Here is an 18,863-nt window from a genome sequence, read left to right as displayed (position 1 = left end):
CCGCTTCAGGGTCCTGCGTCGCCTCACCGTCCCGCTTCACGGCCTCGCTCAATTCACGGCCTCGCTTTCCGTCGGCTCGGTCGTCGCCCCAGTGGTCGTGGGCAGGGCGAGCGCCGGGTGGTGGCAGGCGACCTCGTGGTGTCGGTGCGGGCCGGTCAGCCGGGGTGCGGTCGTACGGCAGACTTCGGTGGCCATCGGGCAGCGGTCGGCGAACCGGCAGCCCGCCGGGAAGTCGGCGGGGGAGGGGACGACGCCCTTGATCTGCGTCATCCGTTCCGCCGCGCCCTCCAGGGAGAGGACGCTGCCCAGCAGCCCGCGCGTGTAGTGGTGTGACGGGGACTCCACGAGTTCCGCGGTGACGCCGGACTCCACGATCTGGCCGCCGTACATCACCACGACCCGGTCGGTGACGTCCGCGATGAGCGCGAGGTCGTGGGAGACGAGGATCAACGCGAAGTCCAGCTCTTCGCGCAGCCGCAGCAGCAGTTCGATGATCTGCGCCTGGACCGTGACGTCCAGCGCCGTGGTCGGCTCGTCGGCGACGATCAGCTTCGGCTGGCGGGAGAGAGCCATGGCGATCAGTACGCGCTGGCGCTGGCCGCCGGACAGTTCGTGCGGGTAGCTGCGCAGAGTGCGTTCCGGGTCGAGGCCGACCAGTTCCAGGAGTTCGGCGCCCGTGCGCTTGCCGCCGCGCCGTATCACCTGCCCCAGCTGGGCGCGGATCGTCATCGCCGGGTTCAGGGACGACAGGGCGTCCTGGTAGATCATCGCCATGTCGTGGCCGAGGAGCTTGCGCCGTACGCGCATCGGCTCGCCCACCAACTGCCGTTGGTTGAACCGCACATGGCCGCGTACCCGGGCTCCCTTCGGCTCAAGGCCCATCACCGCGAGTGCGGTCAGCGACTTGCCGCAGCCCGACTCGCCGACCAGGCCGAGCACTTCACCGGGCTGTACGTCGAAACTGATGCCGTCGACGATGTCCACACCCCCGTGGCGGGCATCGAAGCCGATGGCCAGGTTCTCGACGGCGAGCACCGGCTGCCCCTCGCGCAGCGGCCGGGCCCGGGAACGCAGCCGCTGGGCCGCCTCCGTAAGCCCCGGCAGTTCGAGGACCTTGCCGCTGCCCGGCTCGGCGGTCTCCAGACGGTCCTTCTCCACGGACGTACGCGCCGCCTCGACGTCCCGCGCGGTGGGCGCTGCCCATGCGTCCGACACGCCCTCGGAGAGGATGTTCAGCGACAGCACCGTGATCAGCATCAGCAGCCCGGGGAACACGGTCGCCCACCAGCCGCCGGTCAGCACCATGTTCTTGCCGTCCGCGATGACACTGCCCCAGGACGGGTCCGGGGGCCGTACGCCCGCGCCGATGAACGACAGCGAGGCCTCGAAGACGATGGCCTCGGCGACCTGCACGGTGCAGAACACCAGCACCGGGGCAGCGCAGTTGATGGCGACATGCTTCAGCACGATGTGCGAGGTACGTGCTCCTATGACGCGTTCCGCGGTCACGTAGTCCTCGCCGTACTGGTCCATCACATTGGCCCGTACGACCCGTGCGATGGGCGGTGTGTAGAGGAACGCGATCGCGCCGATGAGGACGGGGATGCTGCCGCCGAACACCGCGATGAGCACGGCCGCGAGCGCGATGCCCGGGAACGCCATGACGACGTCCAGGCAGCGCATCACCGTCTCGTCGACCGCCTTGCGCGAGGTCGCCGCGATCGCGCCGAGGACCGCGCCCACGACGAGCGCGAGCCCGGTCGCGCCGAGACCGATCGCCAGCGACCAACGGGCCCCGTACATCAGCCTGCTGAGGATGTCGCGGCCCAGGCTGTCCTGGCCCATCCAGTGCTCACCGGAGGGCGCGCCCTCGCCGTGACCGTTGTCGATCATGGTCGCCTGGTCGAGCGGGTCGTGCGGGGCGATCAGCGGTGCGAGCAGGGCCGTCAGGACGACGATCCCGATGACGACGACCGCGACCCGCGACATCACAGGGAGGCGGCTGAATCCCCGCAGCCGGATGCCGGGCCGGGAGAGGGCCTCGGTCATCCGCTTTCGAGACGGCGGCATCATGCTTCGGCACCCCTCAGACGCGGGTTGACCAGCAGATAGAGGATGTCGATGACGAGGTTCACGATCACGAACCCGAATGCGGTCGTCAGGACGACACCCTGCACGACGGCCGGGTCACCGTTCTTCACGGCGTCGATCATCAACTTCCCCATCCCCGGCAGCGAGAAGATCGTCTCGATGACGACGGCACCGCCGAGCAGATAGCCGACCTGGAGTCCGAGCACGGTCATCGGGTTGATCAGCGCGTTGCGCAGTACGTTCCGGCCGACCACGACCACCGGTGGCAGACCGCTGCCGACGGCCGTTCGTACGTAGTCCTTGTCCAGCTCCTCGACCACGGCGGTCCGTACGATCCGGGTGAGCTTCGCGGCGACCGGCAGCGACAGAGCGAACGCCGGCAGCGTCATCGTCTTCAGCCAGCCGCTGAACGAGTCGGCCGGGTTGACGTATCCGCTGGTCGGGAACCAGCCCAGATCCACCGCCAGGTACTGGATCATCAGCAGCGCCAGCCAGAAGCCGGGCGCCGCGACACCGGTCAGCGAGACGACCCGGATCAGCTGGTCGGGCAGCCGGTCCCGGTAGATCGCGGCTGTGACCCCGCCGAGCAGCGCCAGCACCACCGCGATGCCGAGCCCCAGGAACGTCAGCTGCATGGTGAGCGGCAGCGCGGTGGTGACCTGGTCGACGACCGGAGCCCTGGTCAGCGCGCTGACGCCCATGTCTCCCCGAGCCAGGTCCGCGACAAAGCCCACGTAACGCACCGGGAGCGGGTCGAGCAGCCCGTTGCGCTCCCGGAAGTCGTGCAGTTGCTCCTCGGTGGGGTTGGCGCCCTGGAAATACGCGGACGCCGGATCGCTGTCCGAGAACCGCATCACGAGAAACACGAACAGGACGATGCCGAGTACGAGCGGGACGAGCAGGGCAATACGGCGGGCCAGAATCCTGACGATCGCGACCACGTACGGCTCTCCTTGCTATCGCGGCTACGCCCACTTGGCCTGGAGCAGGTTTATCCCCGGGTACGGTTGTGGCCGAATACCCGTCAATTCCTCCGCGTTCCAGGCGGTCATCAACTCGTTGTGGACGACCGGATAGATCACGGCGTTCTCCGCGACGATGTCGATGTACTCCTGCGTCATCTGCTTCTTCGTCTCGGCGTCGGGTTCCCGCGTGGCCTCGTCCATGCGCTTGAAGAGGTCCTTGGCCGCGGAGTTGTCCGTCCAGCGGGCGTACCGCATCCAGGTGTTCTCGGGCCCGTAGTTGTAATGCATGATCAGATCCGCGTCGAGACCGAACTGGTTCGGATTCGACGCGGCGGCGACCACCTGGAAATCCTTCTTCTGGTCGAGCTTGGTGAACAGCGCGGCGGTTTCCTGCGGCTGGAGGGTCGTCTTGACACCGATGGCGTCCCACGAGGCCTTGATGGTCGGCAGACAGTCCACGATCCAACTCACGTTGACCGCCATGAGGTTGACCGTCAGCCCGCTGACTCCGGCCTCCCGCAGGAGTTCCCGGGCCTTGTCCCGGTCGTACGTGTAGACCGTCTTGGCCTTCCGATAGCTCGGATTGCCCTCGTTGAGGAACGAGCTCGCCGGCTTCCCGTGGCCGCGCAGCGCGGCCTGGATCATCTTCTCCGTGTCGATCGCGTAATGCAGCGCCTGCCGCACCCGCACGTCGTCGAACGGCTTGTGAGCGGTGTTGAAGAGCAGGAACAGGTGATTCATTCCCGCCCCGCCCTCGACCTTCATGCCGCCCTTCTCCAGCTGGGAGATATTGGCGTACGGAATGTTGTCGGAGATCTGTGCGCCCGCGCTCGAACCGGAGATCTTGGCGACGCGCGGCGCTGCGTCCACGATCGACAGCCAGTTCATCTTCTTGAACGTGGCTTTCCGTGGCCCGTTGTAGTCGGCGAAGGCCTCGAACGACGTGTTGGACTTCGGATTGTGTGCGGTCTGCCGGTACGGCCCCGAACCGACCGCCTTCCCCGCCGTCGCCTCGTCCAGCGCGCCCGCCTTGGAGAAGACGTGCTTCGGCATGATCTTCGCGAGTGTCATCCGCTGGACCCCGTCCGGGAACGGGAACTTGAGCACCAGCTCCACCGACTTCTCGTCGACCTTCCGTACCTCCTTCAGCCAGGAGCCGAAGAAGTTCTTGGCGAGCGTCGTCGTCTTGGGATCCAGGACGCGGTCGAAGGTGAAGATCACGTCGTCGGCGGTGACGGGCTGCCCGTCGTGCCACTTCGCGCCCTCCCGCAGCGTGAACCTCCAGGTGGTCGCCTGGAGATCGGCCGGGATCTCGGTCGCGAGGGCCGCGTACGGCTCACGGCTGATCGGATCGGTGTCCAGCAGCCCTTCGTAGATGTGGTGGTTGGCGGCCATCGAGAACGCCGACGCCGTGATCAACGGGTCCCAGCTCTGGTCGTTGCCGTAGCCGATCACCGCCGTGAGCGTCCGGTCGGCGCCCTCGCCCCCGCCGCCCGTCTCGTTCGTGGACTGAGGCCCCGACGAGCAGGCGGACAGCGTCGAGCTGATCGCTGCCGCCGCGCCCAGCGCGCCGGAGTACTTCAGGAACGACCGGCGGTGCAGCGCCGGTGCGTGGGTCGCGTCGCGCACGGTTCCTCCAGCAAGCAGTGGGGAGATACGACGTCCTACGTCATAGGTGCAGCGTGACCATAAGAGGGGGCGTGGGGGCGGTCAAGGGCTCGCGCACGAATGCCGTTTCTTCCAGAGGTGCGACCAATGTCGGTACCAGGGCACGGCAGTTGGGCCCTGATTCTGACGGGTCGTGGAGAGGAGTTTAGTCAGGAGGTGGGACGTGGGATGTCCGCCACGCGTACGATGCGGCGCATGTCTCAGGAGCCGATGTCGCAGGAGTCCGTGCCTCAGGAGCCCGCCCCTCACGAGTCCACAAACTCCTCCTTGCACTCCCTCCCCCGGGGGCAGTCCACCGGTACGCGCCGGGTCAGCAGCCAGATTCAGCGCGAGGTCATGCAACTGATCCTCGACCGCAGGCTCCGCGCCGGCGCGCCCCTGCCCACCGAGGCCGAACTCATGGGCGCCCTCGGCGTCAGCCGCAACTCCGTCCGCGAGGCCCTCAAAGCGCTCCAGGCCCTCGACATCGTGGAGATCAGACACGGCTACGGGACGTATGTCGGCCAGGCGTCACTGACTCCACTCGTCGACGGCCTGACCTTCCGCACGCTGGCCCAGCAGGGCGACGACGGCGGCGCCTTGGCGCTCGGGGACATACTCCAGGTCCGCGAGGTGCTGGAGGAGGGGCTGATACGACGGGTCGTGGGCGTGCTGTCGGACGCGGAGCTGGACCGGCTGGAGGGCGTGGTGACGCGGATGGAGGAAGCGGGGCGGGCGGGACTGCCGTTCCCCGAACTCGACCGCGAATTCCACGAGTTGATGTACGCATCCCTCGGCAACGCGCTGGTTCCCCAACTCCTCGGCGCCTTCTGGACCGTGTACCGGCGGATCGCCGGAGTACAGGGCTGGACGGACGATCCGACGCCCGACGTCACGGTGCGGCGGCACCGGGACATAGTCGTCGCCCTCAGGGCACGGGATGTCGAGGGTGCGCAGCGGGCGATGGCGGTACATTTCCGGGGGATCGAGGCACGGGCGGCTCAGGAGTCGAGGGGCGTTGGGTGAGCGGGATCGGGGACGTTGGCAACGGGGACTGGGAGGCTGAGGCGGCCGGTGTGCTGCGGCTGCCGTCAGGCCGGCTGGTACGGGGCCGGGGGCTGCGGCGCCCGCTCGCGCCGTCGGCGCCGACACCCACGTACGCCGTCTGCCTGCTGGGCAAGGAACCACCCCAAGTCCCCTGGGAAACCCGCTGGATCCGCTGGCCGGACTTCTGGCTGCCCCGTGACCGCGCGTACGCCCGCGAGGTGCTGACGGAGGCGTGGAACCGGGCGGCGGTCCCGGCCGAGCGGGTCGAGATCGCCTGCGGAGGTGGTCGCGGACGTACGGGTACGGCGCTTGCCTGCCTGGCGGTCCTGGACGGCGTACCGGCCGACGAGGCGGTGGACTTCGTACGCCGGAACTACGACCGGCATGCGGTGGAGACGCCGTGGCAGCGGAGGTATGTACGGGGTTTCGCGGAGCCGTCCCGGGTCAGGCGAGGCGCAGGGTGACCCAGGGCACGGTGTCGCCCGGCAGCACATACCGCTCGACCTCGACGAACCCGTGCTTCTGCGCGAACCGCAACCCGTCCTCGTTGGACGCGAGAACGACGGTCTCGATCACGCCGGCGCCGAACTCCCGCGCCCGCTCCAGCCCTCGCGCGTAGAGCTCCTCGCCGAAACCCTGCCTCCGGTGGGCGGGCAGCACCCGGGCGATGACGGTGACCTCCGGCGCGTCGTCGGCGGGCGGACGCACGGTCGAGCACCCCACGAGTACGTCCCCGAGATAGGCGACCTCCAGGTGATACAGCTCGGCCCGCTCCCGAGCCTCCTCGATCGACATCGCGGCCGGAGGAACGATCACGTTGTGCACGTGCTGCCAGTCCTGAAGCGCGGCACCACTGTCCACATCCGCTTGCTCAACACGAAGCTTGGTCACTGGGGGAGCCAATCGTGCGGGTGGGGGACCGTCAAATGAGTTTCCGGCTCCCCGGCTGAACAGGGGTCTCCGCTCAGGGGGCGGTCTCGCCCCGTACGAGCGGATGGCACACCGGCTGGAGGTCGCCGGGGAGTTCGTCCGGGCGGCACCAGCGGGCCTCCAGGATCTCGAAGGGGTCGATGCGCAGTTCGCCGCCCAGCAGTCGCGCTTCATAGGCCACTTCGAGACGGGTGCGGAAGCCGCTGTTCAGCAGGACGAGGCGGCCCGCCTCCACATCGAGGTTGGTCTCCTCCTTGATCTCGCGGACCACGGTCCGCCGGAAGTCCTCGCCCTTGTGCGCGAAGCCACTCGGCAGGCCCCACTGGCGTCCTGGCGGCCACATCCGGTGCCGTAACAGCAGCACCCGGCCTTCGTCGTCGCGCACGACACCGGTCACGCCGACCACGAACTTCGCGTTCAGGCACCACATCACACGGCTTTGCACCGGGCGCAGGGCGCGCCAAAGGCGGGAAGGAGTCGCCTCACGGGGCCTCCGAGGGGGTACGGGGTTGTCGCTCCCCGCGAACGGGTGGCGGTCGGGCGAGGCGTTCGCCCCTACGGACGGTACCCCGTCGGCGACGCGTGTTCGCGCCGCACTCGGTGATGCCCGGCACCGACGGCGGCCGGGCGGCAGGCTGATGCGTGCTGCCCGGCCGCCCTGTGTTCCACGGCCCGCTGGTGCGTTCTGAGAGGGCTCAGCCCTTCGCCTTTTCGGCCAGGAAAGCGCTCAGGCTGTCGAGAAGCATGGTGCTGCCCTGCTCGGACATGTCGCGTTCCTCGGCGGTGTCGCAAGTCTGGCTGAGCACGATCCGGGTGTGGTGGTCGTCCTGCCCGTCGAGTTCCAGGGACATGACTGTGGGCTCGGGCTTGCCGGGGACGTCCATGCCGATCACCAGACGGCGGTTTTCGGCGACCTCGACATAGCTGCCGGTCAGCGGGAACTGCCCGCCGTCGGGGGTGAGCATCGTGGCCTTCCACGCTCCGCCGGGCCGTACGTCCATCTCGACGGAGCCGGCAGCGGCGTAGGCCCACTGGGCGTACTGATCGGCGGTGGTCCATGCCTGCCACACCGTCGCCGCCGGGGCGTCCAGCGTTCGGGTCAGCGTGTAGGAGAAGCTGTTGGCTGCAGACGTCTGCTCGGTGCTCATGTTTCGTCTCCTTGTCTCGCCCTTGGTCGGGCTGTCGCAGAAGTAGACGCCCGAGGGCGCGGAAACTCATCGGCCCGTCGGGGGCTTCCTCGATCTGCGTCTGCGAGTCCGGAGTTCATACCTTGGTTGCCCTCTCATCGACCATCGGCGGACAGCCAACTTCCCTTTGGGCCAAGAGACTTACTGCATGGAGAAGGCCAAGCGGAATCAGGGGAATCAGGGGAACCAGGGGAACTCGGGCAGCAAAGGGAACACGGAGAACGCGGGGATCAGTCGCGCGCACTTCATGGCGGGAGCGGCTGTTGTCGGGGGTGCGGTGGCGGCCGGGGGGCTCGCGGCCCCCGCGTCGGCGTCGACCCGAGCGGCTGCGTCAGGGGCAACGGCAGTGGCGGCAGCGTCAACGGCAGTGGAAGCTCGGCGCGGGCTGACGCACAGGGGCGTCGTCTACACCGTGGGGAAAGGGGAGACGCCCGGTACCGCCTGGAGTGAGCGAAGGATGCGCGAGGACGTCGGCGTGATCGCGGACGAACTGCATGCCGACTCCGTCGAGGTCACCGGGGACGGCGTCGAGAGGCTCAACGCCACGGCGAGTGAGGTGGCCGAGCGCGGACTGCACGTGTGGTTGCAGCCGACGCTGGGCGACGTTCCGGAGAAGGAGATCCTCGATCACCTCGCCGAGAGCGGGCGGCACGGGGAGCGGCTGCGGCGGCAGGGCGCGCAGGTCACGCTCGCCGTCGGGTGTGAGTTCTGGCTGTTCGTGCCGGGCATCGTGCCGGGTGCCGACGTCTTCGAGCGGATCGACAACCTGGAGAAGGGGAACTTCGATCTCGCGAAGGTGCAGAACCGGCTGGCCAGGTTCACCGCGAAGGCGGCGGCCGTGGGCCGGTCCGTCTTCCGCGGCAAACTCAGCTACGCCGCCATGCAGGACGAGACGTTCGAGAACGTCGACTGGGGGCTGTTCGACATCGTAGGCATCGACTACTACTCGTACTTCCGCCAACGAGCCGACTATGTACGGGAGTTGCGTACGTTCCTGCGCTGGGGCAAGCCCCTGGCCATCACCGAGTTCGGCACCTGCACCTTCAAAGGTGCCCCTCAGTCGGGCGGCATGGGCTGGAACATCGTCGACTACACCAAGAACCCGCCGGAGATCAAAGGCAACCACGTCCGCAGCGAACGCACCCAGGCCGCGTATCTCACCGATCTGCTCGACGTCTTCGAGTCGATGAACCTGCACGCGGCGATGACCTTCGAGTTCGTCACCGCCGACGCCCCACACCGCCCCGACAAACCGCGCTACGACCTCGACATGGCGTCCTACGCCATCGTCAAGCCGATCAAGGACCGCCCCGACGACCCCGCCTCCGACTGGCACTGGGAACCCAAGCAGGCCTTCCACGCCGTCGCCCGCCACTACGGCCGGGCACGCTGCTGAAAGCAAACGCCCAGTTCAGGGACGCCGGGCCCGGAAGCGGAGGGCGCCCGACTCCGGGTGCCGCTGCACCGATACGTCGGTGAAGCCGGCCTTCGTCAGGCGGTCCGGGAGGCCGGTCGGCTCCAGCGTGTTCATCGTGTCGCGGAAGTGGAGCAGCCGGAACCGGAAACTCGGCTGGCTGTCGCAGCCGGCGAAGACACCGCCGGGACGCAGCACGCGGTACGCCTCCGCGAAGATCCGGTCCTGGTGGGCGGCCGTCGGCACATGGTGCAGCATGACGAAGCAGACAACCGAGGAGAAGCTCTCGTCCGGCACGGGGACCGCCGCTCCGTCCGCGTGCAGGATGCGTGCCCTGTCTCCCCACTTCTGCTCCAGCAGGGCCGCGGTGGACTCGTCGATCTCCGCGGCCGTGACACGGGGCGCCTGTTCGATGAGTACGCGGAGATTGGCGCCGTAACCCGGACCGATCTCCAGTACGTCGTCTCCCAGGTCCACGCCGTCGAGGGTCCACGGGAGGATGTGGTCCTTGGTGGTCTGAGCCCACTTTTCGGAGCTGCACAGTCTGCGGTGCATGAGATTCATCGGCATACGGCGACGGTATGAGCGGAGCCGCCGTGTCCGACACGGGCTAAGCTGCCGTCCCATGTCGCCAGACGGACACCCGGCCGCCACCGCGATCTTCATCGGCCACTTCACCATGCCGAGGGGGACGACGTACGGCCGGCACTGGCACTCCTTCCATCAACTCGCCTGGGCCGCAAAGGGGTTGCTGCGCGTGAGCAGCGAACGCGGGGCCTGGCTGCTGCCGCCCTCGCTGGCCCTGTGGATCCCGGCCTGGGTGCCCCATACGACCGAGTCCGCGGGCGACACGGTCATGCGCAGCGCGTACGTCGACCCCGCCGCGTCCCCGGAGATCCGGTGGCCCGAGCCGACGGTGGTCGCCGCGGGCCCGCTGCTCCAGGCGCTCATCGACCACCTGGGACGGACCGGCCTCGCACCGGACGCACGGTCGCGTGCGGAGGCCGTACTCCTCGATGTGCTGCACCCCGTGCCGGTGACGAGCGTGTCGGTGACCGAGCCACGCGATCCGCGGGCGCGGACGGTGGCGCGCGCGCTCGTCCAAGACCCTGCGGACGGACGGCCGTTGGAGGCTTGGGGTACGGAAGTCGGCGCCAGCGCACGGACGTTGGCCCGGCTGTTCGTCGCCGAAACCGGGCTGGCCTTCGGCCAGTGGCGCGAGCAGCTGCGTATGCAGTCCGCGATGCCGTTGCTAGCCGAAGGCATGACGGTGGAGGCGGTGGCCCGGAGGGTCGGTTACGGCTCCGCCAGCTCGTTCGTCGCGGCGTTTCGGCGGGTGGTGGGCGTCACGCCTCGCCAGTACTTCCCGGTGCGCGACTGAGGGATCTCTTGTGCGCCGGAGCCGGAGCCGGACTCTGAGCCACTGCGCCGTCATGTGGAGGGATCGCCGAGTGAAAGCTCCGGGTTCGGGGTGGCGGTCCCATCTGCCAGTGGGTTTAGTAACTGCTAAACCCGCGAAGGGGGAACTGGACAGCCTGGTACGACCAGGCGATCCCGTTGGCCGAGCTTCGGTACGCGGAGTACGTGGCTGATCGGATGAAGGAGTCCGGGAAGTGAGCGGATACGTCAGGTGGTCGGCCAGTGGGCACCGTGAGCGGGCCGAGGAGTTGGCGGGTGACCGTATTGCGTTTCTAGAGGGCGCCCAGCGCATGCTCACCGAGGCCCGGGCCTGGCGGCTGGTCGACATGCGTCAGGAACGCGGGTTCACCCAGGCGCAGGTGGCCGAGCGCATGGGCGTGAGCAAAGGGCGGATCTCGCAGATCGAGAGCGGTCAGGTCTCCGGTACGGATGTCGTGGCCCGGTACGTCGAGGCACTCGGCGGCAGTCTGGTTATGGTCGCGGTCTTCGGTGACGGGGAGTTGCGCAAGGTTGGTTGACCGGGGGTGGGGGAGGCACTCGCGGCTCGGTGGGGCGTGGGTCGGAGTTTTGTGACGTGGGCATATGGGCCGTCCGCTTCTCACACATGCTGGAGCGGACCGAGTCAAGGGTGGAGCGATGGTTCCCCCCCGCTCGAGCGAAGCCGAGAGTGGCGGGAGGGTAGGGGCGGCGGGGGGCGATCAACCGCCCTCGGGGCGCCCCTTCATCGCGGCCTCCATCGCCAGCAGCTCCTCGTTCGGAACCGCCCCACCGAAGCGCCGATCCCGCTGGGCATACTCCACACAAGCCCGCCACAGATCACGACGATCGAAGTCCGGCCACAACACATCCTGAAAGACCATCTCGGCGTAACTCGACTGCCAGATCAGGTAGTTGGACGTACGCTGCTCACCACTGGGCCGAAGGAAGAGATCTACATCCGGCATGTCCGGGTAGTACAGATACTTCTGAACGGTCTTCTCGGTGACCTTCTCCGGATCAAGCTTGCCGGAGGCAACGTCCGCGGCCAACGCCTTGGCCGCGTCAGCGAGTTCCGCCCGCCCGCCATAGTTGACGCAGAAGTACAACGTCATCGCATCGTTCTGCTTCGTCTGCTCCTGCGCGACCTGAAGCTCCTGCACGACGGACTTCCACAGCTTGGGCATACGGCCGACCCAGCGGATCCGGATTCCCAGCTCGTCCATCTCGTCACGCCGACGCCGGATGACATCCCGGTTGAAGTTCATCAGGAAGCGAACCTCATCGGGCGACCGCTTCCAGTTCTCCGTCGAGAAGGCGTACAGGGAGAGGTTCTTGACCCCCATCTCGATACAGCCCTTGAGCACGTCCAGAACGACGCCCTCACCGACCCGGTGCCCCTCGGTCCGCGGCAGCCCCCGCTCCTTGGCCCACCGCCCGTTCCCGTCCATGACGACCGCCACATGGTTCGGGATCAGCTCACCGGGAAGCTTCGGCGCGCGGGCGCCGGACGGATGCGGCTCCGGCGTCTTGTACTCGCGGCGCTGGCGCCCCAGGATCCCGCGTACCACCATGTGCTTCTCGTCTCCCTAGGTCTCTGTTGCCGCTGTTTTGTACGGCTGTTTCTCTACGTAGCGCAGTGAGCGCAACCCGCGCTCCAGATGCCAGTGCAGATAGGCCGACACCAGCCCGCTGCCCTCCCGGACGTACCGCGACTCGCACGCGTCGGCCGTGGCCCAGTCCCCCGTCAGCAGCGCACCGAGCAGTTCGAGGGCCTTCGCCGAGGGTACGACGCTGCCGGGCACCCGGCAGTCCACGCAGACGGAACCTCCTGCGGAGACCGAGAAGAACCGGTTCGGTCCCGCCATCCCGCACTTCGCGCAGGCGCTGAAACTGGGCGCGTACCCGTTCACGGCAAGGGAGCGCAGCAGAAAGGCATCGAGAACGAGATGCGGTTCGTGCTCCCCGCGGGCCAGCGTCCGCAGCCCGCCGACGAGTAGCAGATACTGCTGCACGGCCGGCTCGCCCTCGTGGTCCGTGAACCGCTCGGCTGTCTCCAGCATGGCCGTCCCGGCGGTGTAGCGGGCGTAGTCGGCGACGATCCCGCCACCGTACGGAGCGATCGTCTCGCTCTGCGTGCACAGCGGCAGCCCACGCCCCACCAGCTCGCTCCCGCGCGCGAAGAACTGCACGTCCACATGCGAGAACGGTTCGAGCCGCGCCCCGAACTTCGACTTCGTACGCCGCACTCCACGGGCCACGGCCCGCACGCGCCCATGCCCACGAGTGAGCAACGTGATGATGCGGTCGGCTTCGCCGAGCTTCTGCGTCCGCAGCACGACCCCGTCGTCCCGGAAGAGACTCATCGCGCACCCCTGCGGGTTTCCTGCTGGGGGTGCGGGGGTCGCCCGCCGCGAGACAGCAGCATGATGCGGTCCGCCTCGCCGAGCTTCTGCGTCCGCAGGACGACGCCGTCATCCCGAAAAAGACTCATCGCGCACCCCCGTGGGTACACAGTCGTCCCGGAAGAGACTCATCGCGTGCCTCCGCAGCCCATACCCATGGATCCATTCTCGCGTATGGAGTCAGCGTGCGTGGTCGGGGTGGCTGATCGCTTCCCAGGGCGCCATGTTCCAGGGGCTGGCCTTGTTCATCGGGTCCAGCAGGGCTTGGAGGTGGGCGTCGGACACTTCCTGCGGGGCCGGGGAGTCCGTGTCCGGGGTGCCCTGGAGGCCCTCGAGCCACACCATCCGCCCCAGCAGATAGTGCTCGGCGTACTCCTTCCAGGAGCCGTACGAGCGCACCACCGCCGGCACGATGTTCTTGAGCGCGGTCCACGCCTCGGCCTCGCTCAGCATCCCGCAGGCGAAGCCGCGCCGGGAGATGTCCACGTACAGCCCGGCGTCCCACGCCAGCGGTTCGACGCCGAGCCGCAGCCGCGCCCGCGCGCGGTAGCCGCTCCGCGCGAGACCGTCGAGCCGGCCGGCCAGCGCCTCACGCGAAGTGATCTCCCACTGGTCGGCCAGCCACCGCCGGGCCTTCTCGTCGTCGATGCGGGTGAAGGGGTACAGCGTCGTCCGCGAGGCGTCCCGGTCGCGGTGCACGGGAGCGCTCAGCGACACCATCCACAACTGGTGCATGGTGAGCGGAACGGGGTACTTGCGAGCCGTTCTCGGCCTGCGAAGGTTCCGTATCGGGTTCCATATCGCCATGCGCCCGCACCCTATGTCACACCGATCTCCCCACGGCTACCACCTGTCACGCTTCAAGGGACCTCCCCGCGGCTGCGTGCGTTCGCGTACGCCGTAGCCGCGCGGAGGCGTTCCGCTTGGGTGGCTGTGCGGACCGAGCCCGGTTCGCAGTCCCACTCGCGGCCGCCGCCGATCGGTCTGAGCTGTACGTACGGTCCCTCGTGCCCCATCACCACGCCCACCTTCCCCGTCTTCGTATCGAAGGCATACGCCCCGATCGGCAGCGTCACCGGATCACCGCCGCGAGCCGTGCCGCCGTCTCGACGGAACACCGCCCCAATTCGATGAGCGGGCAAGGCGTCTCCCGCGCCAAACTTGCCGGGTCGATCCGGAGCGTCGGCAACTTAATTCCTGCGTTCGCGAGTGCTTCGCGCAACTCTTTCACCGTTTCCTCCGCCTCCTCGACGCATCGCGTCGAGTGCCGTACGCCGCGACCTTCATAGTCAGCCATCGTGGTGGTCCCCTAGCTTTTGGGTTTCACGCTTTTCATCTCCACGGTGACGCCGGCCGCTTAGACTTTGGAAGACCTCTACGCTCAGCAACGATGGTGCAGTACAAGGGGGTTGGCCATGGCCAATGGTTCGCGTCAGGCGGCCTGGGAGTTCTTCGGCACGGAGCTGAAACGGCGGCGGGAGGAAGCCGGATTCACTCAGTCCGACTTGGGTTCTCGCGTTTTTGTGTCGGGCGGCTACATTGGGCAATTCGAACAGGCTATTCGGAAGCCGCAGTTGGATGTGGCGCAGCGGATCGACGGCGTCCTACAAACCGAGGGTTTTTTCGAGAGGCTTTGGCGAAAGCTCATCAAGGAGCAGCCGTATACGTACTTCGCACACGTGGTGGAGTTGGAGCGGCTGGCAACGAGCATCTGTGACTTTGCGCCTACGGTGGTCCCAGGACTCCTGCAAACCCCTGAGTACGCCCGCGCGCTCTACCTGGCCAGCAAGCCGCTCGCCTCGGAGGCGTACATCGAGGAGATGGTCAGGGCCCGGATGGACCGGGCTCCGATCCTCCAGGACGCTACACGCCCCGTGTATTGGGCGGTCCTACACGAAACTGCACTCCGCGTCCCGGTCGGCGGGCCTGCCGTCATGGCTGCCCAGTTGGAGCACATCGCGGCGATGATCCGCGAGCGCATGGTGCTGGTACAGGTGCTGCCGTTCTCGGCCGGAGCGCACCCGACCATGGGCAAGATGATGACGCTCATGGAGTTCGAGGACGCCCCGCCGACTGCCTATACAGAGGGCGTGCTTTCGGGGAACCTGCTGGACGATCCAGCTGTCGTGAAGCGCATCCAGGGGTATTACGATCTCCTCAGGGGCGCTGCTCTGTCGCCGGAGGCGTCCCTGGCCCTGATCGAATCGGTGGCGGAGGACTACAGACGATGCGCGAGTACGACCTGAGCAACGCCCGCTGGCGCAAGAGCAGCTATAGCGGCGGCGAGGACGGCGAGTCGTGCGTCGAGGTGGCCGACGGAGTCCCCGGCATCGTCCCCGTCCGGGACAGCAAGGTCATGGACGGGCCCGTCCTGGTGATCGGTGCGGCGGCCTGGACGGAGTTCATCGCCGCCGTAGCGGAGTAACCGTGAAGGGCGCTCACGGAACCGCCCACTACCCCCGCGCCGCCGCGCACTCCGCGCAAGTACCGAAGATCTCTACCGTGTGGGCCACGTTCACATAGCCGTGCTCCGTGGCGATCGCTTCCGCCCACTTCTCGACTGCGGGGCCCTCGACCTCCACCGCCTTGCCGCATACGCGGCAGACCAGGTGGTGATGGTGTTCCCCCGTCGAGCAGCGGCGGTACACCGACTCGCCGTCGGACGTGCGCAGGACGTCGACCTCGCCCGCGTCGGCCAGGGACTGGAGCGTGCGGTACACCGTGGTGAGGCCTACGGAGTCGCCCTTGTGCTTGAGCATGTCGTGGAGTTCCTGCGCGCTCCGGAACTCGTCGACCTCGTCCAGCGCCGCGGCCACGGCAGCGCGCTGCCGGGTCGAACGGCCCCGTACGGGCGGTCCAGCGGTCGTCACCGTTGCCTCCTTCTGTCTGCGGCTCGCCGGGCCATTGTGCCAGCCCGATCTGAGGGCAGTCAGACGCCGACCTTCCCCGAGGCGTCACGGGTGGCCGGAATCGCGCACTCCGCCGGGTCCCCGGCGGCCTGCGCCATGGCCCGCGCCCGGCGCCGGTTCAGCGGCGTGGCCAGTGCGGTCAGGGCGATGAACGCCCCGATGGTCAGCAGGACGATGGTCGCGCCGGGCGGCACGTCCTGGTAGTACGAGGTGACCGTGCCCCCGATCGTCACGCTCACACCGATGGCCACGGCGATCGCGAAGGTGGCCGCGAAACTGCGGCTCAGCTGCTGCGCGGCCGCGACCGGCACCACCATCAGGGCGGAGACCAGGAGCAGGCCGACGACCCGCATCGCGACCGTCACCGTGACGGCCGCCGTGACCGCCGTCAGGAGGTTCAGGGCGCGGACCGGGAGCCCGGTCACCCGTGCGAACTCCTCGTCCTGGCTCACCGCGAACAGCTGCCGGCGCAGGCCCAGAGTGACGAGTACCACGAAAGCCGCCAGCAGGCAGATCGCCGTCACGTCGCTCTCGCTCACCGTCGACAGCGAGCCGAAGAGATACGAGGTGAGGTTGGCGTTGGAGCCGCCCGGCGCGAGGTTGATGAACATCACGCCGCCTGCCATACCGCCGTAGAAGAGCATGGCGAGGGCGATGTCGCCGCGTGTCCTGCCGTACCAGCGGATCAGCTCCATCAGTACCGCGCCCACCACCGACACGAGCGTCGCCATCCAGACCGGGGACCAGGACAGCAGGAAGCCGAGGCCCACGCCTGTCATCGCGACATGGCCGATTCCGTCGCCCATCAGGGCCTGGCGGCGCTGCACGAGGTAGATGCCGACGGCGGGTGCGGTGATGCCGACGAGCACGGCGGCGAGCAGGGCCCGCTGCATGAAGGCGTAATCGAGGATGTCCATGGCCGGTCCTTCAGTTTCCTCAGCTCAGCAGGCCCGTGCGGACCGGTTCGGCGTGGTGCGACGCGTGCGGGTGTACGTGGTCGTGGCCGGGCAGCGCATGCTGGCCGACTGCGGGCGGAGGCGGGCCGTCGTGGGCCACGCAGCCGTCACGCAGGACGACCGCGCGGTTGATCAACGGCTCCAGCGGGCCCATCTCGTGCAGCACCAGGAGCACGGACGCCCCCTGGCCGACCTGCTCACGCAGGGTCTCGGCGAGCACCTCCTGGCTGGCCAGATCGACGCCCGCCATCGGCTCGTCCATGATCAGCAGGTCCGGCTGGGCGGCGAGGGCACGGGCGATGAGCACGCGCTGATGCTGGCCGCCCGACAGCGCGTTGACGGAGTGCTTGGCGTGGTCCGCCATGCCGACCAGTTCGAGGGCCTGGTGGACGGCCTCGCGGTCCGCCTTGCGCAGGATTCCGAAGCGGGCCCGGGACAGCCGCCCCGACGACACCACCTCGGTCACCGTCGCGGGCACCCCGCCCGCGGCCGTCGTGCGCTGCGGTACGTACCCCACGCGCGCCCAGTCGCGGAAACGGCGCCGCGGTGTGCCGAACAGCTCGATCTCGCCGCGGGTGACCGGGACTTGACCGATGACCGTGCGGACGGCCGTGGACTTGCCGGAGCCGTTCGCGCCGAGCAGCGCGACGACCTCACCTTGGTGCACGGTGAGGTCGATGCCGCGCAGGACGGGGCGTGAGCCGAGTTCGGCCGTCACACCGCGCAGGGCGATGACAGGATCCCCGGGCTGGTCAGCCTTCATGGCTCGCGCCTTCCGTTCGCTGCTTCGTCTCGCGTGTACTGAACGCGGTCACTTCGTGCCGAGAGCCTTCTCCAGAGCCGTCAGATTCGCCTGCATGACCTGGAAGTAGTCGTCGCCCTTGGACTTGTCGGTGATGCCCTCGAGTGGGTCGAGTACATCAGTCTTGAGACCGGCGTCCGCGGCCAGGGTCTTGGCGGTCTGGTCGGAGACCAGTGTCTCGTAGAAGACGGTGGTGACGCCGTCCGCCTTCGCCTCCTCCTGGAGCTCCTTGACCCGCGCCGCGCTCGGCTCGCTGTCCGGCTCCAGGCCCGCGATGGCCTCCATGGTCAGGCCGTAGCGCTGGGCGAGATAGCCGAAGGCCGCGTGGTTGGTGAAGAAGACCTTCGTCTTGGTGTTCTTGAGGCCGTCCTCGTACGCCGTGTCGAGGTCGTCCAGCTTCTTCACGAGATCCGCGGTGTTCTTCTTGTAGTCCGCCGCGTTGTCCGGGTCCTGCTTCTCGAGGGCCTTGCCCACGCCCTCGGCGATCTCGGCGTACTTCACCGGGTCCAGCCAGACGTGCGGATCGAGGGCCGACTCCTCCTCGCCGGCGGGCTCCTCTTCCCCCTCGCCGTGCTCGTGGCCGTCCTCGGTGCCGAGGTCCTCGAGCTTGGTCAGCGTGGCCGCGTCGACCTTCGTCTTGACCTCGGACTGCCCCACCGCCTCGTCGACGGAGGGCTGCAGGCCCTTCAGATAGAGAATCGCGTCCGCTTCCTGGAGCTTCGCGGTCTGCTGGGCGCTGATCTCCAGGTCGTGCGGCTCCTGGCCGGGCTCCGTCAGGGAGGTCACGCTGACGTGGTCCCCACCGATCTGCTCCGCGAGGAACTGCATCGGATAGAACGACGCCACGACGTCGAGCTTCCCGCCACCCTCGCCCTCCGCGGCGTTGGAGTCGGAGGAGCAGGCGGAGAGAGTGCCGATCGCGAGGGCGGTGGCCGCCAGTGCCGCGGTCCCGGCGGTGTTTATTCGAGAGGCAGCGAGGCGTCGTCGTACGTTCATGACACCCATTTTCAACAAAACTGGAAACGATTGTCAACAAGCGTCCCAGTAAGAGGCGGGTAAGCCCGGGTAAGTCCCGCTTGGGCCCTCCGTCGGTCCGCGACCCCGAACCGATTTGA

22 protein-coding genes are annotated in these 18,863 nt (G+C 68.1%); 7 read left to right on the top strand and 15 right to left on the bottom strand.

The annotated features are described in order from the left end of the window. Positions 1–48 precede the first annotated feature (48 nt). The 3 genes from ACGFNK_RS01910 to ACGFNK_RS01900 are packed head-to-tail and all read right to left on the bottom strand — an operon-like array spanning position 49 to position 4,685. Positions 49–2,049, bottom strand: coding sequence for a dipeptide/oligopeptide/nickel ABC transporter permease/ATP-binding protein (locus ACGFNK_RS01910; protein ID WP_393410955.1), 2,001 nt, complete (start codon positions 2,047–2,049; stop codon positions 49–51). Positions 2,050–2,069: 20 nt separating this feature from the next. Beyond that, entirely contained in the window at positions 2,070–3,032 is a 963-nt protein-coding gene (locus tag ACGFNK_RS01905; RefSeq protein WP_386353372.1) for an ABC transporter permease, read from the bottom strand. 24 nt (positions 3,033–3,056) lie between these two features. Continuing rightward, complete coding sequence (locus ACGFNK_RS01900; RefSeq protein WP_393410953.1) at positions 3,057–4,685, bottom strand: ABC transporter substrate-binding protein; 1,629 nt, start codon at positions 4,683–4,685, stop codon at positions 3,057–3,059. Positions 4,686–5,060: 375 nt separating this feature from the next. Between ACGFNK_RS01900 and ACGFNK_RS01895 the strand changes: the two genes are divergently transcribed. Together ACGFNK_RS01895 and ACGFNK_RS01890 are read left to right on the top strand one after the other, a co-directional pair. Continuing rightward, positions 5,061–5,729: a FadR/GntR family transcriptional regulator gene (locus ACGFNK_RS01895; RefSeq protein ID WP_393412128.1), complete on the top strand. Its 669-nt coding sequence runs from the start codon at positions 5,061–5,063 to the stop codon at positions 5,727–5,729. Continuing rightward, positions 5,726–6,214, top strand: coding sequence for a protein phosphatase (locus ACGFNK_RS01890; protein ID WP_393410951.1), 489 nt, complete (start codon positions 5,726–5,728; stop codon positions 6,212–6,214). The genes ACGFNK_RS01895 and ACGFNK_RS01890 overlap by 4 nt, the downstream gene beginning before the upstream one ends. On the opposite strand, the gene ACGFNK_RS01885 is transcribed toward ACGFNK_RS01890, so the two are convergent. From ACGFNK_RS01885 to ACGFNK_RS01875, 3 genes are all read right to left on the bottom strand, one after another. After that, entirely contained in the window at positions 6,195–6,641 is a 447-nt protein-coding gene (locus tag ACGFNK_RS01885; protein ID WP_393410949.1) for a GNAT family N-acetyltransferase, read from the bottom strand. The two genes, ACGFNK_RS01890 and ACGFNK_RS01885, sit on opposite strands and share 20 nt — an antisense overlap. A gap of 73 nt (positions 6,642–6,714) precedes the next feature. Then, entirely contained in the window at positions 6,715–7,110 is a 396-nt protein-coding gene (locus ACGFNK_RS01880; RefSeq protein ID WP_393412126.1) for an NUDIX hydrolase, read from the bottom strand. Between the two features lie 265 nt (positions 7,111–7,375). Further along, positions 7,376–7,828: an SRPBCC domain-containing protein gene (locus ACGFNK_RS01875; protein WP_393410947.1), complete on the bottom strand. Its 453-nt coding sequence runs from the start codon at positions 7,826–7,828 to the stop codon at positions 7,376–7,378. A gap of 286 nt (positions 7,829–8,114) precedes the next feature. Here ACGFNK_RS01875 and ACGFNK_RS01870 point away from each other — a divergent pair, with 286 nt between their 5' ends. Continuing rightward, entirely contained in the window at positions 8,115–9,263 is a 1,149-nt protein-coding gene (locus ACGFNK_RS01870; RefSeq protein ID WP_393412124.1) for an abortive phage infection protein, read from the top strand. A 15-nt stretch (positions 9,264–9,278) separates the two neighbouring features. Here the strand turns inward: ACGFNK_RS01870 and ACGFNK_RS01865 are convergent, their stop codons facing one another. Continuing rightward, the gene (locus tag ACGFNK_RS01865; RefSeq protein WP_393410945.1) at positions 9,279–9,851 is read right to left on the bottom strand and encodes a class I SAM-dependent methyltransferase; all 573 of its coding nucleotides are present in this window, start codon (positions 9,849–9,851) and stop codon (positions 9,279–9,281) included. A gap of 55 nt (positions 9,852–9,906) precedes the next feature. Between ACGFNK_RS01865 and ACGFNK_RS01860 the strand changes: the two genes are divergently transcribed. Then, positions 9,907–10,662, top strand: a complete 756-nt coding sequence (locus ACGFNK_RS01860) for a helix-turn-helix domain-containing protein (RefSeq protein ID WP_033320858.1) — start codon at positions 9,907–9,909, stop codon at positions 10,660–10,662. A gap of 232 nt (positions 10,663–10,894) precedes the next feature. After that, on the top strand, positions 10,895–11,218 hold the full coding sequence (locus tag ACGFNK_RS01855) for a helix-turn-helix domain-containing protein (RefSeq protein WP_393410943.1): 324 nt from the start codon (positions 10,895–10,897) through the stop codon (positions 11,216–11,218). Between the two features lie 180 nt (positions 11,219–11,398). Here ACGFNK_RS01855 and ACGFNK_RS01850 read toward each other — a convergent pair whose 3' ends face one another. The 4 genes from ACGFNK_RS01850 to ACGFNK_RS01835 form a co-directional block, all read right to left on the bottom strand. Beyond that, positions 11,399–12,250, bottom strand: coding sequence for an isoprenyl transferase (locus ACGFNK_RS01850; RefSeq protein WP_386353400.1), 852 nt, complete (start codon positions 12,248–12,250; stop codon positions 11,399–11,401). A gap of 15 nt (positions 12,251–12,265) precedes the next feature. Continuing rightward, positions 12,266–13,042 (bottom strand): DNA repair protein RecO, encoded by a 777-nt coding sequence (gene recO / locus ACGFNK_RS01845; protein WP_393410941.1) that lies wholly within the window; start codon positions 13,040–13,042, stop codon positions 12,266–12,268. 219 nt (positions 13,043–13,261) lie between these two features. Further along, on the bottom strand, positions 13,262–13,888 hold the full coding sequence (locus ACGFNK_RS01840; RefSeq protein ID WP_393410939.1) for a DUF1266 domain-containing protein: 627 nt from the start codon (positions 13,886–13,888) through the stop codon (positions 13,262–13,264). Positions 13,889–14,153: 265 nt separating this feature from the next. Further along, positions 14,154–14,378: a hypothetical protein gene (locus ACGFNK_RS01835; protein ID WP_393410937.1), complete on the bottom strand. Its 225-nt coding sequence runs from the start codon at positions 14,376–14,378 to the stop codon at positions 14,154–14,156. Positions 14,379–14,496: 118 nt separating this feature from the next. Here ACGFNK_RS01835 and ACGFNK_RS01830 point away from each other — a divergent pair, with 118 nt between their 5' ends. Then, entirely contained in the window at positions 14,497–15,327 is an 831-nt protein-coding gene (locus ACGFNK_RS01830) for a helix-turn-helix transcriptional regulator (RefSeq protein WP_393410935.1), read from the top strand. Next, positions 15,309–15,506: a DUF397 domain-containing protein gene (locus ACGFNK_RS01825; protein WP_393410933.1), complete on the top strand. Its 198-nt coding sequence runs from the start codon at positions 15,309–15,311 to the stop codon at positions 15,504–15,506. The genes ACGFNK_RS01830 and ACGFNK_RS01825 overlap by 19 nt, the downstream gene beginning before the upstream one ends. Before the next feature lie 28 nt (positions 15,507–15,534). Here ACGFNK_RS01825 and ACGFNK_RS01820 read toward each other — a convergent pair whose 3' ends face one another. From ACGFNK_RS01820 to ACGFNK_RS01805, 4 genes are read right to left on the bottom strand one after another with little or no spacing between them, the layout of a single operon-like run. After that, a complete protein-coding gene (locus tag ACGFNK_RS01820) occupies positions 15,535–15,951 on the bottom strand; it encodes a Fur family transcriptional regulator (protein ID WP_393410931.1) in 417 nt (138 codons plus the stop codon). 59 nt (positions 15,952–16,010) lie between these two features. Continuing rightward, positions 16,011–16,907: a metal ABC transporter permease gene (locus tag ACGFNK_RS01815; protein WP_393410929.1), complete on the bottom strand. Its 897-nt coding sequence runs from the start codon at positions 16,905–16,907 to the stop codon at positions 16,011–16,013. A gap of 19 nt (positions 16,908–16,926) precedes the next feature. Then, entirely contained in the window at positions 16,927–17,709 is a 783-nt protein-coding gene (locus tag ACGFNK_RS01810) for a metal ABC transporter ATP-binding protein (protein WP_393410927.1), read from the bottom strand. A 48-nt stretch (positions 17,710–17,757) separates the two neighbouring features. Next, positions 17,758–18,744, bottom strand: coding sequence for a metal ABC transporter solute-binding protein, Zn/Mn family (locus ACGFNK_RS01805; RefSeq protein ID WP_393410925.1), 987 nt, complete (start codon positions 18,742–18,744; stop codon positions 17,758–17,760). Between the last annotated feature and the right edge of the window lie 119 nt (positions 18,745–18,863).

Source organism: Streptomyces sp. NPDC048825 (assembly GCF_043198355.1).
Lineage (GTDB): Bacteria > Actinomycetota > Actinomycetes > Streptomycetales > Streptomycetaceae > Streptomyces > Streptomyces xiangluensis.
Note: the sequence above shows the minus strand (reverse complement) of the source record. Positions and strands in the feature narration are given on the sequence as shown.

Bases quoted from the DNA above. Each gene is read 5' to 3' on its own strand.
- ACGFNK_RS01910 (WP_393410955.1), bottom strand. From the start codon at position 2,049: ATGACCGAGGCCCTCTCCCGGCCCGGCATCCGGCTGCGGGGATTCAGC.
- ACGFNK_RS01895 (WP_393412128.1), top strand. From the start codon at position 5,061: ATGCAACTGATCCTCGACCGCAGGCTCCGCGCCGGCGCGCCCCTGCCC.
- ACGFNK_RS01880 (WP_393412126.1), bottom strand. From the start codon at position 7,110: ATGTGGTGCCTGAACGCGAAGTTCGTGGTCGGCGTGACCGGTGTCGTG.
- ACGFNK_RS01875 (WP_393410947.1), bottom strand. From the start codon at position 7,828: ATGAGCACCGAGCAGACGTCTGCAGCCAACAGCTTCTCCTACACGCTG.
- ACGFNK_RS01870 (WP_393412124.1), top strand. From the start codon at position 8,115: ATGGCGGGAGCGGCTGTTGTCGGGGGTGCGGTGGCGGCCGGGGGGCTC.
- ACGFNK_RS01865 (WP_393410945.1), bottom strand. From the start codon at position 9,851: ATGCCGATGAATCTCATGCACCGCAGACTGTGCAGCTCCGAAAAGTGG.
- ACGFNK_RS01860 (WP_033320858.1), top strand. From the start codon at position 9,907: ATGTCGCCAGACGGACACCCGGCCGCCACCGCGATCTTCATCGGCCAC.
- ACGFNK_RS01850 (WP_386353400.1), bottom strand. From the start codon at position 12,250: ATGGTGGTACGCGGGATCCTGGGGCGCCAGCGCCGCGAGTACAAGACG.
- recO (WP_393410941.1), bottom strand. From the start codon at position 13,042: ATGAGTCTCTTCCGGGACGACGGGGTCGTGCTGCGGACGCAGAAGCTC.
- ACGFNK_RS01840 (WP_393410939.1), bottom strand. From the start codon at position 13,888: ATGGCGATATGGAACCCGATACGGAACCTTCGCAGGCCGAGAACGGCT.
- ACGFNK_RS01835 (WP_393410937.1), bottom strand. From the start codon at position 14,378: ATGGCTGACTATGAAGGTCGCGGCGTACGGCACTCGACGCGATGCGTC.
- ACGFNK_RS01830 (WP_393410935.1), top strand. From the start codon at position 14,497: ATGGCCAATGGTTCGCGTCAGGCGGCCTGGGAGTTCTTCGGCACGGAG.
- ACGFNK_RS01825 (WP_393410933.1), top strand. From the start codon at position 15,309: ATGCGCGAGTACGACCTGAGCAACGCCCGCTGGCGCAAGAGCAGCTAT.
- ACGFNK_RS01815 (WP_393410929.1), bottom strand. From the start codon at position 16,907: ATGGACATCCTCGATTACGCCTTCATGCAGCGGGCCCTGCTCGCCGCC.
- ACGFNK_RS01810 (WP_393410927.1), bottom strand. From the start codon at position 17,709: ATGAAGGCTGACCAGCCCGGGGATCCTGTCATCGCCCTGCGCGGTGTG.
- ACGFNK_RS01805 (WP_393410925.1), bottom strand. From the start codon at position 18,744: ATGAACGTACGACGACGCCTCGCTGCCTCTCGAATAAACACCGCCGGG.